The sequence below is a fragment of the Micromonospora sp. L32 genome (assembly GCF_052068055.1).
In the GTDB taxonomy this organism is placed as follows: domain Bacteria; phylum Actinomycetota; class Actinomycetes; order Mycobacteriales; family Micromonosporaceae; genus Micromonospora; species Micromonospora purpureochromogenes.
Genome location: NZ_JBQHDD010000012.1, coordinates 174,054 through 188,659 on the forward strand (window position 1 = coordinate 174,054; position 14,606 = coordinate 188,659).

At 70.7% G+C, this 14,606-nt stretch carries 11 protein-coding genes and 1 pseudogene; 3 read left to right on the plus strand and 9 right to left on the minus strand.

The window, feature by feature from the left end; all coding sequences use genetic code 11:
• Nucleotides 1–29: 29 nt before the first annotated feature.
• From ACTMTB_RS27685 to ACTMTB_RS27695, 3 genes are all read right to left on the minus strand, one after another.
• Nucleotides 30–791 carry a MarR family transcriptional regulator gene (locus ACTMTB_RS27685; protein WP_441149124.1) on the minus strand — a complete coding sequence of 254 codons (762 nt, stop codon included), beginning with the start codon at nucleotides 789–791 and terminating at the stop codon, nucleotides 30–32.
• 501 nt (nucleotides 792–1,292) lie between these two features.
• The gene (locus ACTMTB_RS27690; RefSeq protein ID WP_441149125.1) at nucleotides 1,293–1,943 is read right to left on the minus strand and encodes a hypothetical protein; all 651 of its coding nucleotides are present in this window, start codon (nucleotides 1,941–1,943) and stop codon (nucleotides 1,293–1,295) included.
• Between the two features lie 643 nt (nucleotides 1,944–2,586).
• The gene (locus ACTMTB_RS27695) at nucleotides 2,587–3,384 is read right to left on the minus strand and encodes a replication-relaxation family protein (RefSeq protein WP_441149137.1); all 798 of its coding nucleotides are present in this window, start codon (nucleotides 3,382–3,384) and stop codon (nucleotides 2,587–2,589) included.
• 794 nt (nucleotides 3,385–4,178) lie between these two features.
• Between ACTMTB_RS27695 and ACTMTB_RS27700 the strand changes: the two genes are divergently transcribed.
• Nucleotides 4,179–4,880, plus strand: coding sequence for a hypothetical protein (locus ACTMTB_RS27700; protein WP_441149126.1), 702 nt, complete (start codon nucleotides 4,179–4,181; stop codon nucleotides 4,878–4,880).
• Between the two features lie 177 nt (nucleotides 4,881–5,057).
• Here ACTMTB_RS27700 and ACTMTB_RS27705 read toward each other — a convergent pair whose 3' ends face one another.
• Complete coding sequence (locus ACTMTB_RS27705) at nucleotides 5,058–7,484, minus strand: type IV secretory system conjugative DNA transfer family protein (RefSeq protein ID WP_441149127.1); 2,427 nt, start codon at nucleotides 7,482–7,484, stop codon at nucleotides 5,058–5,060.
• 979 nt (nucleotides 7,485–8,463) lie between these two features.
• Nucleotides 8,464–8,737, minus strand: a pseudogene (locus ACTMTB_RS27710) (hypothetical protein); the annotation flags it as partial.
• A gap of 39 nt (nucleotides 8,738–8,776) precedes the next feature.
• Between ACTMTB_RS27710 and ACTMTB_RS27715 the strand changes: the two are divergent.
• Complete coding sequence (locus ACTMTB_RS27715) at nucleotides 8,777–8,971, plus strand: hypothetical protein (RefSeq protein WP_441149139.1); 195 nt, start codon at nucleotides 8,777–8,779, stop codon at nucleotides 8,969–8,971.
• Here ACTMTB_RS27715 and ACTMTB_RS27720 read toward each other — a convergent pair.
• From ACTMTB_RS27720 to ACTMTB_RS27735, 4 genes are read right to left on the minus strand one after another with little or no spacing between them, the layout of a single operon-like run.
• Nucleotides 8,966–10,759 carry a VirB4 family type IV secretion system protein gene (locus tag ACTMTB_RS27720; protein ID WP_441149128.1) on the minus strand — a complete coding sequence of 598 codons (1,794 nt, stop codon included), beginning with the start codon at nucleotides 10,757–10,759 and terminating at the stop codon, nucleotides 8,966–8,968. The genes ACTMTB_RS27715 and ACTMTB_RS27720 overlap by 6 nt on opposite strands.
• A complete protein-coding gene (locus ACTMTB_RS27725) occupies nucleotides 10,756–11,676 on the minus strand; it encodes a PrgI family protein (RefSeq protein ID WP_441149138.1) in 921 nt (306 codons plus the stop codon). The genes ACTMTB_RS27720 and ACTMTB_RS27725 overlap by 4 nt, the downstream gene beginning before the upstream one ends.
• Nucleotides 11,677–11,699: 23 nt before the next feature.
• Complete coding sequence (locus ACTMTB_RS27730; protein ID WP_441149129.1) at nucleotides 11,700–12,620, minus strand: conjugal transfer protein TrbL family protein; 921 nt, start codon at nucleotides 12,618–12,620, stop codon at nucleotides 11,700–11,702.
• A 2-nt stretch (nucleotides 12,621–12,622) separates the two neighbouring features.
• Nucleotides 12,623–13,006, minus strand: a complete 384-nt coding sequence (locus ACTMTB_RS27735) for a pilin (RefSeq protein WP_441149130.1) — start codon at nucleotides 13,004–13,006, stop codon at nucleotides 12,623–12,625.
• Nucleotides 13,007–13,977: 971 nt separating this feature from the next.
• On the opposite strand from ACTMTB_RS27735, the gene ACTMTB_RS27740 reads away from it, so the two are divergent.
• The coding region (locus ACTMTB_RS27740; protein ID WP_441149131.1) for a DUF1152 domain-containing protein at nucleotides 13,978–14,606 on the plus strand (629 nt) is incomplete at its 3' end.

Here is a 14,606-nt window from a genome sequence, read left to right on the forward strand (position 1 = left end):
CCCGCCCTCGGGCTGCCTGACAGCTGAGGTCACTGACCGCCGATGGCGGGGGCGAGTTGGTACGTGGCCGGACGTTCGACGGTCTGCACGGCCTGACCGTCGGCGACGAGCTTGGTCGCGGCGTTGGCGACGGCGCCCGCGCTGGCCTTGGCCGCGCCGGTGCCGACGTTCGCGGCGTCGATGAGCCGGCACAGCTCACCGGTCTTGTAGGCCCGGCCGGGGTGCGCCTCGAGGATGTCCAGGATCGCTCCGCGCAGCGACCCGCCGATGCGGCGCGACCCGCCCGAAGATTCGTTGCGCGGTGGGCGGGCAGCGTCGGGATCGTCCGGCGGCGTCGAGGGGGCGGGGCCGGCTGGCGGGTCACCGGCGGGGGCGCCGTCAGGCTCCGGCCTGGGCTGCGCGTCCGGATCGGTCTGCGGCGGTGCGGGCGCGCTGGGGTTGGCCGGGGTGTCTGCCGCCTGGGCGGCAGGGTGTGCGTCGCTGTCCTGGCTCGGCTCCTGCGCGGCCTCCGGGGTGGCGGCCGGGTCGGGTGCGTTCGCTGCGGGTTGAGGCGTGGCGGTGGCGGCGCGGCCGGCGTCGGTGAGTCGCCATAGCGTGCGGCCGTCGTCGGTGCGGAACCGCTCGGCCTGTCCCGATCCTTCCCAGGCGCGCAGCTTGGGCGTGGTGGTGGAGTAGCCGAGTCCAGCGTGCTCGGCGACCGTCGCGGCGGTGGCCTCGCCGAGTTCGGCCAGCGCCGCCAGCACCTTGAACGCACTGTGCGCGGGGATGGTCTCCGATGGCGTGTCGGTCATGGGCGCGTTTCCTTTCGTCGTGTGGTTCCTGCGGGTTGAGGTCCGCGCACTGATCCACGCTTCGACCGCCGCGCTGATCAAGTGCTCGGACCGAATCTCGGGACGGTGGTCCTCCCGCACCGCCGGTGACCGGCATCGGCCTGTCGGCAGGCATTGGGTGGGCGCGCCGGCTGGGGGTGGCTACGGGCGGGCGCCGCCGGACCCGGTGTGGGAATGCGCCGCCTGGTCCAGTCGGCGGTGAGAGGCCAACGTGGCGGAAGAGGAATAGAGCGGCCTGCTGCAGGCCGGACTGGCGGGTCACCCCATGCCCGGGGCGCCCGGCGCTGGTGCCGTCGACGCACCAGCCGTGGGAGTGGCCGACGCGGTGTGCCCACAGCGTTGGGGTGCGAGGTGCTACCGCGCTCAGCCCCGGTCATGCCGGGAGCGCCGCACGACGGCGGGACAACGCCTGGTGTCCCGCAGGAGAAGGGAAGCTGGGGGCGCCGTGAGCCGATCGTGGCGTTAGAGGGCGACGGCGATGAGCCGCTGGTCGGGTGCGAGGGTGGTGAGGTGGCGCAGGGCCTGCTCGATGTAGGTGGTGCGGTCGGCGAGGGCGTCGCTGGTGGGGGCGAGTTCGCGGCCGTCGGCGGTGAGCATGGCGTCGCCGACCACGGCGGTGGCGGCGCTGTAGTGCTGGTATGCGAGGGGGCCGGCCTGGTACATCTCCAACTCTCCGATGCCGGGTTGGCCGGGTCCAGGGTTGGCGGCGGCGTGCAGGCGCATGGCCTGGACGCGGGGTTGGGCGTGGAAGTCCGCGGCCGCGCTGCCGTGGGGGTAGCGGTCGGGGTTGGCGAGGTGGCGGGCCTCGAAGGCGGGCCATCCGGTGGCGGGTCGGGTGCCGTGGACGGCCTGTTGCCAGATCTGATGGCGGATGCCGGCGCCGACCGCGGCGGCGTGGCGCATACCGACCAGGTCGAGCAGGTCGACCCGACCACCGGCGCAGAGCGCGGGTGCGCCCTTGCGCAGGCCGATGAGATGGTGGCGCTGCCAGCGGCGCAGGCCGGGCGCGGCCCAGAAGCGGGCGGTGAGGGCGCCGGGAACGCCGAAGTGCGTGGCGAGCTTCCCGGTGGCGAGGGCCTCCTGGGGGACGTCGTCGGGCAGGCACACGATCATCGTCTGGATGGTCGGGGCCGGCGTGGCGACCGGCTGTGCGGCGGGCCGTCGGGCAGCGGCGGCAGGCCCCGGCTTGACGAGGGACGGCCTGGGCCGAACAGGGGCTGGCGTGGCTGGCACGCGGCTGCCGTGACGGGTCAGCGGGGTGCCGTTGACGGTCTGGGCCATGGGGTTCCTCCTTGAGTCGGGCGCGCCAGAGCGCGCACAAGTGACCGGCCCACCAGGTGCATGGGTCGGTTCAGGGCAGACAAGGCAGAAGTGGAGCGGATGGTGCGGGTGGTTGGTGCGACCTGGGGGCCGCCGCGCGGGGCGCGTGCCGACCGGCCGTAGCGGGTGGGCGCAGCGAACCGCATTGGTGCGGCGAGGGATCCCTACAGGTGGGACCGAACCGGGTGAAGCGATTTGTGGGGTGTGGTGTTGTCGACGACGGTAGCGGCGGGTTCTGTCAACGCGCATGGTGCCCGTATCGCCGGGAAGTGGCGCTGACCTCGGCTGTCAGACCTCAGGGCGCCCGGAGACGCGAGGTGGGCTTCCGGGGTGTCAGATCCGGCCGGTCTGTCAGGGGGCGCTATCGCCTGTCAGATGCGAGGTCTGCGCTTGCGGGGGCGAGTCAGTGACCTCCGCTGTCAGTACGGTAGAGGGGTTACTGGTCGGGGTTGTCGGCGAAGCGGTGGGGATTGGTCGCGGGGTTGTCGGGTCCGTGGTCGCAGGGCAGCTCGTGCAACCAGCGGCGCGGGCCGGGGTCGGTGCTCAGCGTCCACGCCGGGCCGGCCGGGTGCTCGCTCTGCACGCCGGAGGCCACGGGCATGACGGTGGGCACACCGGCGAGCGCACGCAGCAGGTTGGTCTCCCGGCGGCGGCTGGGCACCCGCAGCAGGACCGGGTAACGAGGTCCGAACTCGGCGAGGCGTTCGTAGCCGCGCAGCTTGCGCAACACCGTGCTCAGGGGTTCGGTGCCGTTGTCATGCTCCAGGAAAAACCCCACGGTCCGGCCGCCGGCGCACCAGATGCCGTGAGCGTCGGGGCGGATGCCGGCGATGGCGTAGGCGGCGGTGGCATGCTGCTCGGACCACCACCGCGCCAGCCCGGCATGCGGGTCGGTGCGCGCGTAGGCGATGAGGTCGACGAACAGCTGGTTGGTACCGAGCAGGTGGCGCAGCTTGCGGCTGCCGACGATGCGTTCGGTGCGCTCGATGCTGCTGCGCGGCGGCCGGGCGTTAGCGCGGTCCGGGTCGGTGTAGGTGGTGGGATGCACGAGCATGCCGAGCGGGCCGAGGGCGTAGAGGTGCTGCCGGTCGCCGGTGGTGACGTCCACGAACCGGCTGACCGCGTCGATCGCATACAGGGTGGCCAGCCGCAGCAGGGCCGAGCGGCGGGAGGTGAATAGGGCCTGCGCGATCTGGTCGGTGGACAGCACATAGTGCTCGGCGAGCCAGGCCAGGAGTTGACGGTCCCGGCTGGTCAGCCGGCGAAGGTTGTCCAGGCGAGCCCGCCGGCTGGCCAGGCCGCCAGAGGCAGGCCGACGACGAGCGGCCGGGCCGCGGTCGAGCGACCAACGGTCGGAGGAAGCAGAGTCGGGGTGAGAAGGCTGGGAGGGCATGAGTAGATGTCCTTCACGGTCGAGGCGGTGGGAGCCGGATGGGTCCGCAGGCGGGGGGAGGCACGCGGAGATCCGTCAGGGGATGAGGAGAGGTCCCCTCTGTGGAGGGGTGTCTGGGAACGTCGTCAGGCTGACGGGTGACTGTCAGCCGCCGTGTGCAGCACCGACAGACCGACCGCGAAACCTGTCAGCGGTAATAGGCGGTCAGCGGTGAAGGGCGGGCGAAGGGCCGACGGAAGGGGCGAAGCAGAGGCATTTCTAAGGGCTGACAGATGCTGCAGTGGCTCCGACAGGTCATGCTGCTTCGGAGGCTTCAGCCAGCGCCCGACGGCCGGAAGTGGCCCTACTAGCGGCTATGAGAGTGTGGCGGAGTGGAGACGCTTTGGGCCCGGCTAGACGACCGGCCGACGGCATCCTGATGGCCACTCTTCCCTTACAGGCAGTGGCAGTCGGCCCGGTTGATCTTCGCCGCGATATCGTTTAGTGATCAGCGCCTACCATGTTCTGATAGGGCTACCCGCCTAACGGTTTGCTCCTGGTGCTGCCGGATTTCTGACTATGTGTTGACTGTGGCAAAAGCTCTGTTACTGTGACCCGTCACAAACAACAGCTCACGCACCCAAAGGGGGGGCGTAGTGGAGTTCAATTGGTTAGTGCCTTTCCTTGCACCTGCTGCCACCGTCGGAGTCGCGTTCCTAACTCACTATTTGACTAAGCGCAGAGAAGCGAGTGGCACTTCGACAGCGGGGATCAGCCAGGACGACTATGAGCGAATCGCCGAGTCCATCGCGGGATTTCGACACGGGCGGCCGTCGCGCACTGAGGTAGCCACGCTTTCAGCCTTCTTCCCCGCGCCGAAAGAGTTGGAGCGGCGGCTTCAGCGCCGGATATCAAACAATCGCTTCTTCTTGGGACTGCTACTGGGTAGCGCCGTTTTCTATATGGTTACAATGCTGCTGTGGAGCAACCTCCAGCAGGGTGGCGACGTCACGAAACTGGCCGCGCCGAGCCCATCGCCATCACGTCCCACAGTTGCCTCGACAGGAAGTGTCGGTCCGGGAGGGGCTCAATGCCCGGAAATAGTTGTTGCCGCAGTCAAGGCGTCAGGAGTGGCGCTCACGCAACCATTGACGCTGGAAGCGCGCTATGCTGACAGCGACACACGTGCATACGTATGCAAACAGGCGTCTGGTCAGGCATTCTACTTCGGCATAAACTTCGCGGGCACCCTTTCTGGCGGCATTGCGCTCCGTGCGGTAGCGAGTGGTGAGGGTTTCGAGGCCGAGTATCGAGGAACAACCTACTATATAGACTCCAACAAGCTGCAGATCCGCTGAACGAAGCCAGGCCCAACTTCCGGAACCTCTTCCGTCAGCGGCACCGGCTCTTGCCTTTGGGGGAAGTAAATTGGTGTCGCCAGCGGGGCTAATTGTGAAGGTTTGCTCGACTTGCGGGTGGGCCACCTCAAGCCGTTTGGGTTTGGTGGTCTGAAATTGTCAGTCCGATACCCCCTGTCACGGCTTGCCTGTGTCCCGTTTCGGCCGGGTCTTGCGGACGTCCTCAGGGTTGGCGGAGTACCGGTCGACGAGCTTGTCGATGGCGCTGACGTCCTGCCCTTGAACAGCTGTTGCAGCCTCGTGCCGGATAGCGGTTGCTTCGCCAGTGACGGGTCGGGGTGGGCGGGTCTTGAGGGTGAAGGCGGGGGTCTGTCGACCATGGACGACGAGCCGTGCGGCGGCGGTGTAGGCGTCGAGGTGGGTCAGGTCGTGCTCGTCGAGTTCGGGCAGGGTGTGCCTGGCGAGGACGCGTGCGTCCTCGGGCGCGCACGAGAAGTAGATTTTGTTTCGCGCGTTGGCGGAGACGGCGGCGAGCAGGTCTTTCGGGAACTGGGCCAGGTCCTGGTGGGAGAGGACCAACGACAGCCTGTACTTGCGGGCTTCGGCGAGCATCGTGTCGAGGCTGTTGGCGAGGGTGAGGAAGTTCTGCGCCTCGTCGATGATCAGGGTGGCGTCGCGGCGCTTGTCGGGGCCGGTTTTCGCGCGGGCGGTGGCGGCCTGCCATACCTGGGCCAGGACGAGGGAGCCGAGCAGTTTGCTGGTGTCCTCGCCGAGTTGGCCCTTGGGGATGCGCACGAGCAGCGCTCCGCCGTCGAGGACCTTGCCCATGTCGAAGCTGGATTTCGGGTAGCGCATGGTGCGTTTGACGAAGTCTCGTAGCAGGAACGCGCGCAGGCGGGCGAGGACGGGGCCGATGACTTGGGAGCGCAGGGCGGGGTTGAGTTCGTCGTACCACTGCCAGAAGCCGGACAGGCCGGCTGGGTCGTCGAGGTCGACGGTCATGGCCGAGCGGAACTGTTTGCTGTTGAGCAGGGGTGGGATGTGTTGCAGGGTGACGTTGGCGTGCCGGAGCAGGGTCAGGCAGGCCACCCGCATGACGTCGTCCATGCGGGGTCCCCACGCTTTGGCGAAGATGTTCCCGAAGATCGATACGAGGTTGTCCACGACGAGGTCGGGGTCGTCGCCGGACAGGGGGTTGAGGGTGGGCGGGTTGGGCTGGTCGGGGTCGAACAGCACCACCCGATCGGCGACGGAGGCGGGTAGCCGGTCCAGGATGTCCAGGACCAGGTCGCCGTGGGGGTCGATGACCACGGTGCCGCGGCCGGCGGTGATGTCGTCGACGGCCATGTTGACCAGCAGTGTGGTTTTCCCGCTGCCCGTGGAGCCGACGACGTGCAGGTGGTAGCGGGCGTCGGGGACCAGCAGGGCGACGCCGTGGCCGCCGACCTGCGCGTCGCCGATCATTTTCGTGCCGCGTCCCCCGGTGGGCACGGCGACCGGGGCGGGCATGGACTTCGCCCGTGCCCGGTCCAGGCCCGGCACGGCCAGGTCGCGGGGCAGGGCGGCGAGGGTGGCCAGTTCGGGGGTGCTGGTGAGGAACCCGGCGCGGAGGCGCCGCTGGGCGAGGACGGCGGCCGGGTTGGGCATGCGGGTGCGGTGAGTGAGGCGGTTGCGGCCGGAGTAGACCGCGAAGGACGACGCGACCGTATCGGCGATGCCGCGCAGCCGGGGCCGCTGGTCGGTGCTCGCGCGCTGGGTGTCCTTGCCGATGGCGTAGCGCACGGCGGTCTCCCACAGCGGGTGGGCGGTCTTGTCGAGGATGGCTCGCACGTCGCGTTCCACCCTGGGGTCGCGCCGGCCTGCGGCGGCGGGTCGGGCGGGGCTGGAGGTGCGGCCGGGCAGGAACAGCTCGACGAGCCAGAGCAGGGGAGCGGCAGGGTTGATGGTGGGGATATCGGTCTTGCCGTCGCGCAGCCTGGCGGCGGCCCGCCGGGCGCGCGACACGCGGCGGGGTGTGGCGGGGCGGGCGAGGACCTGCACGCAGGCGTGCTCGTCGGCGCGTAGCTGGGAGCCGGCGGCCATCAGCGCGCGTAGCGGGTCGTTGTCGTGGTCGGTGGCGAAGGGAAGCCATTCGGCGGCGGTGGGCAGCAGGTGCCCGCCCACCGCCGCCGGCACGTCCACGGGCATCGGCGGAGGGGGTGTGTCGTCGGTGGTGCAGGCGGCGCCCGGCCATGCGGCGCGGACGGCGGCTTCGACGGCGCCGGGTGGGACGGTGCCGGGCACCCACACGGAGATGAGCAGCCGCCGCCCGGTCCAGGTGTACTGCCACACCACGTGGGGGCTGCCGTAGAGCCAGCGGCGGCGCCGGGACGGGGTGAGGGTTCCGGTCAGGTTCGCCCACAGGGCTTGTGCGCTGTGCGGATCCACCTCTGGCGGTGGAGCGATCGTCACCATGCGGGCGCCGTCGGCGTGCCGGCGGTGCCGCCACAGGGCGAGCAGGCTGCGGCCGGACACGTAGGCGACCAGCGCGCCGGCGGCCACGGCGAGCAGCCAGGGCCGCTGCGCGGCCCATCCCGCGCCGTCGATGACGTAACGGGTGGGCACAATCAGGGGTACCACGACAGCGGCGCCCGGCTCCGAAGGGCCGGGCGCTGGTACAGGCAACGTGGGTATGGGCAGGCACGATGAGTTCAACGTTTCTTCCTTTTGTCATCGAGACGTGCTGGCTGAGATGGGATCGACCGGAGGGCGTCCCTGCGTGGCGTCGAACCCGGCCTGCGACCATGCCGGCCTCCTCAGCGAGTTCTCGCTGCGGCCAGGTTGCTCGCCGGTCGCCTGAGGGGCGGCTTCCGCCTCCGGTTGCTGGCATGCTGGCAGCCGTGCATGAGACGGTTCGATTGGCCGGGTCCATCGCCGCCCACGGCATCTGGAGCGTCTCCGACGGTGAGACATTGGTGCCGCTGTTCGGGTATGCACAGGCCGACGGCAGTCGAGGCATGGACCGCTTCGTCCTCGAGGACGGCACCGTTTACGCGCGAGCTGCCGAGGAGCGGTTGCAAGGGAACCAGCACGGGTCCGCGGCGTCTGTGCAGCACGCGAACGCCCCGGCACCGTACTTGCCGTCGTCAACGGTCGGTCATGGCCGCGTAAAGCGACAGGGGCGGGACCAGACCTCCGGGGGTCGGGGAGGGATTCGGTTGTCCCGCCCCTGTCGCCTTTGGACGCTCGCACCCGCATCCGCCGTATCTGCGCCGGCGGCCCGTGTGCCGTTACATTGGGGCGCGTTGGTCCTGGGCCGGCCGGGTCATGTCGCGTAGTGCGTCCTGTGGTGCAGCTCGGTGTAGGTAGTCCCGTCGCATCTGGCGCCGCGTCCGCCGGCAGTGCCGGCAGGCCCATGGCAGCAGCCAGATCCTGCCGCAGCTCCAGCAGGGCCAGCGGGAGGTGGGTGCCATGACCTGCACCGTAGCTCTGTAATGTGAAGGCCACGATAAGTCACCCTGGTGGCGGCGGCAGGGGCGTTGGATCTGCTGGCCCTAATTTTTCCTGTCGTCGTCGTACCGGGTGCCCTGGGATTCCAGCCGGCCCGCACCTCGGCCTCGTGCGCGTTGGCCACAAGCATGTCGGCGCCGGCCGCCTTCAGCAGCTCCGCTGTCGGGCCGCTGATGTTGTGCGGGTCGGCCATCGCCACGCCGGCCTGTATGCCGAGCAGCCGCGGGTGGTGGTCACCGCGCGAACCGCGGCGACGGCCTGGTCCCGGGGCGCATCCCGGTGGTGCCGTGCCCGTACCGGCCGGCGACCCCGGTCAGCTCGGCCATCATGATCCGCTGCCGTTGCCGCAGCCCAGGCACATGCACCATCCGACGACCGTACCCAGGGACGCGCACCATCCGCTCCTGATGCCCTCGGTAGACCATCGTCTGGACGGCGGCGATGAGGCCGAAGTACAGGACGACCGGGATCGCCACGAACACCGCGTGAAGCGGTTGGTGCTTGTCGCCGAACCGGGTGGTGTACGCCTCGCCGTCAGCGGGATCAGCGGGTTGAGCACGACGGCCGAGATCCGGATGAACGTGAAGAGCTGGGCGTCATAAATCGTTCTCCTCGTCGTCGAGGGCGGCCAGGTCAGCCGGTCGGGTCGTGCACAGCAGGTGCTCGGTGTCGGAGGCGATGGCCTCGAAGCTGGTCCGATTGGTGCCGGAGATCAGCAGGCCGGTGCCGACGCGGGCCGCGAGCAGCAGCCGCCGTTCCCCGGCGGTGAGACCGAACGCCTCACCGATGGCGTCGATGGCCTGCGGGGCCTGCTTGAGCAGCACCTGGGTCGCGGCGTTGGCGACGACGGCGTGGCCGAGGTCGGTGCCGAGGACGTCGGCGACGTCCTGGGTGATGACGGTCAGGCCGGCGTGGCGCTTGCGGGCGGCTTTGGACATGCGGAACAGGAACCGGGCGCCTTCGCCGTCGCGCATGAGCAGCCATGCCTCGTCCACCACCACGAGGCGGCGGGCGGGCAGCCGGCTGGGGGCGTCGACCTGCCGCCAGATCGCGTCAAGGGCGATCAGGGTGCCGACGCCGCGCAGCTCGTCGGGAAGGTGCCGCAGCGACCACACCACGAGGTGCCCGTCGGGGCGGATGGTGCTCGGCCCGTCGAACAGGTCCGAGAACGACCCGTGCACCCACGGGGCGAGGCGGGCGGCGAGCTGCCGAGCGGCGGGGTCGGTGTCGGCGTGCAGCCGGTCGGCGAGGTCGCGCAGGAGCGGGGCGGGCCGGTGGTGGGTGGCGGGGTCGGCGGTGATGCCCGCCGCCCGGTAGACGGCCAGGATGGCCCGGTCCAGGGCGGCCCGCTCCGCCGGGGGCGGCTGCTGGCCGAGCAGCACCGCGATGAGGGTGTGCAGGAACAGCCCTCGGCGGGTGAGCACGTCGGGGCGGGTGTCCCCGGCGGGCAGGTCGAAGGGGTTGACCTTCACCCCGGCCACGCCGAGGCGGACCACGGTTCCGCCGACGGCGTCGGCGAGGCGCGGGTATTCGTCTTCGGGGTCGATGACGGCGACCTGCACCCGCTGGTAGAGGTTGCGCAGGATCTCCAGCTTCACGAAGTACGACTTCCCGGCCCCGGAGCGGGCCAGGACCACGCAGTTGTGGTTCTCCTGCGCCCAGCGGTCCCACCAGACGATGCCGCCGGAGTCGGGGTTGACGCCGTACAGCACACCGCCTTCGGCGGGCGGGTCGCCGGGCAGCGGCGCGGGCAGGTCCGCCGACGCGAGCGGAAACGCGGCAGCCAACGCCTGGGTGTCCATGGTGCGGCGCATCTGCAGCAGGTCCGTGGCCAGGGGCAGGGTGGTGGTCCAGCCGGCGAGGTGCCGCCAGGTGGCCGGCTGCACCTCGATCAGCGTCGACGCGGCGGCGGCTTTCACCTGCGCGCACGCGTCGCGGAGTTCGTCTTCGGTGCGGGCGTGCACTGTCAGGTACAGGCCGACGCGGAACAGCTTCGCCACGCCGCGGGCGAGTCGGTGGGCGAGATCGGCGGCGTCGTCCGCGGCGGCGTCCACGTAGGGGTCGGACAGCTTGCCGGCCTCGGCGTCAGCGCGGCGCGAGGACTCGAAGCGGGCGCGCTGGTGGCGCAACCGGGACGCGGCGACCGGGGCGGGCAGCGGGTCGATGTGTAACGCCAGGTCCAGGCGGCCCGGCCAGGACAGCAGCGGCTCCAGCCAGGCCGGGCCGACCTCGGCGGGGTAGCCGGTGACGACGAGGGTCGCGGCGTAGCCGTCGCCGACGCGCAGCATCCGCGGGGTCACCTCGACCGAGGCGGGAGCGACGGTGGCCGCCAGCGTTGAGGGCTGGCGGTCACCGTTGGTTGCCGTGCGGGAACGGGTGCGGGCTTTCATCGGGGGCGCTTCTTTCTGTCGGTGTGGATGTCCGGCCCGGTGATGACGGTGTCGGGCGTGGCGAGACCGCCGGGTCGGGGCGGGCGGTAGGGGTCGGCGGCGGCGGCGATCGCCGCCGTCACCGCCGCCCCGTCCAGGGCCCGGGTGCTCACGCCGAGGCCGGCCAGGGCGCGGACGGTGTGCTCGGCGCGGCGGCGCGCGGCGTGCTCGCCCCGCTCCCCGGCGCTGGTGCGGGTGACGATGAGGACCTGCCGGCGCAGCGGATCCCTGCCGGTGGCGAGGTCGTCGAGGAAACGGGCGTGGTCCGCTGCCGCGTCGGCCAGCGCCGGGTGCGCCACGGCGTCCGCCGCGGTGGCGAGGGTGCGGGCGGCCGAGTGCAGGTCCACCGGCTGCGCCGACACGACGATCTGCGTCGCCGTGGACAGGCTGTTGAGCCAGCGGCCGAAGGTGTCGACCAGGGCGGCCTGCTCGTCGGGAGTGCGCAGGGCCAGGTTGACGTTGGTGGCGGCGACCATCGCCGCCCGCGTCCCGCCCAAGCGGATCTCCCCGCCGTCGTCGATGGCGTCGGCGGGCAGCTTCAGCGGCGCCGGCAGCATCACCGGCGTCTTCGGTGCCTGGACCCAGTCGGGGGTCTTCGACGTCGTGTCGGTGGTCGACAGCGCCCGAGGCGCCCGCCAGTGGCGGACGGCGGCGAGCAGCCACACGTCCAGGGACAGCCCGTCACGGCGGCCGACCGCGACACCGAAGACCAGCCCGCCGACGACAACGGCGGCGCCGACGAGCACCGGCACCGGCACGACCGTGTGCAGGCTCTGCCAGGCGCCGTAGAAGACGACGGCGGCGACGGCGAGGATCGCCAGCTGCCGGAAGGTCAGCCCGTAGGCCACCTTGTCGGGGGCGTCGACGTCGGCGGGCATCCGCGTCCGACCGGTGTGCTCGTTCATCGGCCCACCGCCCGAAGGCCCCGGCCGAGGCCAGGAACCGCGCGGGTGACCTGCTGCACCAGGATCACCCGCACCGCGGCGCCGACGATGTTCGCACCACCGCCGCCGCTAGGCGCGGAGACGAAGCGGCGCATCAGGGCAGGCACCCGCAGGGTGGTCCACAGCATGACCATCACCACGAACAGGTTGATCACCCCGCCCGGGTCGACCGGCAGGCCGAGCACGGGCAGCAGGTTGTCCGGGTCGGTGAGCATCCACTGCCCGGCGTACAGGGTGAAACCCTGCACCACCGGCACCGCCAGGACGCCGGCGTAAGAGCGCCACCACAGGCGGGCGACCGGGTCGGTCTGCGGCAGCGCGTGACACGCCAGCGCCAGAGGGGCGAAGGCGGTCAGGACGAGCACGACGGCGAAGCGGACGATCACGCTGAACGCGGTGCCGGCCAGCAGCACGGCGATGATCGCCACGCAGATCACGAACAGCAGCACCGCGGTCTTGTCCTGCCCAGCGGCGATGTGCGTCTTGATCGCCCGCAGCGCGCCGTCGCTGTCACCCTCGCCGGTGGTGAGGGCGGCGGTGAGGGCGTTGGCGAGGTCGATGAGCATGCCGCACCACAGCTGGGAGAAGTGCGCGGCGACGAACCCCACGATCAGGCGCGGGAGGAGGTCTTTGATCGTGTAGCGGGATCGTTCGTCGCCGCCGGCGGTCATGGTGAGCACCCCGGCGGCGACGAAGGCCAGGACGAAGACGGTGTCCACGACGAGCACCGAACGGCCGGTCAGGGCCTGCACCTGCGGCAGGGCGGTGACGTTCGGGGTGATCAGCAGCGCGCTGCTGATCACCCCGATCAGCGCGTCCAGGGTCGCGAGGATCGCCGCCGCCAGCCAGTCCAGGATCTGGTCGAGCAGCCACCCCATGGTCAGCCCCCAACGATGCCCTGAACGACCTGCAACAGGACAGGTGCGAGGATGGCCAGGCCGTAGCCGACCAGGGCGTTCTTCAGCGCGCCCTTGGCCTTGTCGACCTGCGCGGGGTCACCCCCGGCGGTCGCCCAGTAGACGCCGGCCAGGACGAGGAACAGGGTGGCCAGCGCGGCGAGGATGCCGACCAGCCACACCCGCAGGTTGTTGATCACCACTGGCAGCGAGTTCGCCGCCAGCACGGCAATGCCGGAATCGGCGTGAGCGGCGGTCGGCACCGACAGCAACAGCAGCACCGCGCCGGTGACCGCGGCGACGCGGCCGACCGGGCGGGCGGTACGGGAGCGGGTCAGGGCACGAAGACGTGCCGGAGTGCGGGACATCGGCGGTTTCACCTCCGGCCCCACCCCATGCCAGGGGTGGGGCGTCGAAACGGCGGTCAGGGGCCGCCGCCGGGCGCGAGAGGCAAGGACGTCATCGAGCCGCGACAGGTCCTCGGGAGGAGCACGTCCTCCCTGTCGGGTGTGGCGGGTATCGGTGAGGTGTCAGCGCACCAAGACGGCGCGGCACCCGAGGCGCCCGGCTCGCGCAGCCCCAACCTCGGGGCCCGGCGGCGGGCGGAACCCCCGAGCGCCTCGTGCGGCGCCGCGGGAAAAGTTCCGCACCCTCAAACCGGCGCTTGTCAGCTCTGCCGGACACCCCTGGATCTGACACGGGTCTGGCAGCGCCGCCGCACATTTCAAAAGAACAGCTCAGGCGCCACCGCAGCACGGACTAGTTGCGCTGCTGGCAGCGCGGGCGCCGGGTGTCAGGTCTGACGAACCGGCGGTGGCGTCCCATGCCAGACCTCGGCAAGGTCTCTAATCTCTGACAACCCTTGTTACATCCGGGCCACGGGGGAGTGCGCCCGACGGCTGGGTAGGCATGTGTCGGATCGCACCGGGTCCCACGCCGCATCCGCGATCTGGCTCGGCCGTACCGCCTCCCACAGCTGAACCCGGCCGCGGCCCAACGCGGTGCTGCCTCGGCAGCGTCGCAAGCTTCGCGGCAGCGGGATGAGATGACTGTCGGCGTACGGCTCATCCTGCCCAGCGGGGTACGGCCGAACGTGCACAGGTCTGAAGCGACGCTTAACGATTGACTAAGGCGGTCCGGCACCTGTGCGATCGAGCCGGCCATCGCCTTTTGCGGCGAACACTGTCCGAGCCAGGCCGAGACCGTGATTACTGGATGCAACTTACCCTGCACTGAAGTGGCTGCGGATCGCGGCATGTGCGTGCGCCCGATTGCTGTTGCCGGTAGCGGTGGGCCACGAGGCCTTGGATGCATGGGCGTGGCTGATCATTGAGCGGTGATGAACCCTGCCGCGCTGGCGGCCGTCCCCGGTGCGTTCTCATTGGCCGTTCCGCCGCTGTTCGCCGCGCTGGCTCCGGCGCGAAACATCCTCATCGCCGGAGCGGGCGGGGGTTTCGACGTGTACGCCGGCCTACCCTTGGCGTTCGCCCTCTGGCGCGGCGGTGCACAGGTGCACCTGGCCAGCCTCTCCTTCTCCGAGCTCGAACTGATCGACCGGGACGCGTGGGTGGCGGAGCACGTCGCGGCGGTGCAGCCGGACACCACCAGCCCGGACTGGTACTTCCCCGAACGCACCCTCGCCCGGTGGCTGGCAACTCAGGGGCTGCCGTCGACCGTGTACGCCTTTCCGCCGCTGGGTGTCCAGCCGCTACGGGCGGCGTACCGGCACCTGGTCGACCAACTGGACATCGATGCGGTGGTGCTGGTCGATGGCGGCACCGATGTCCTGCTGCGCGGCGACGAGAGTGATCTCGGCACCCCGGTGGAGGACATCACCAGCCTGGCGGCCGTGGCCGCGCTGGACGTGCCGGTCAAGCTGGTGACCAGTCTGGGCTTCGGCATCGACGCCTACGACGGCGTCAACCACGTCCAGGTGCTGGAGAACCTCGCCGCACTCGACCGCCACGG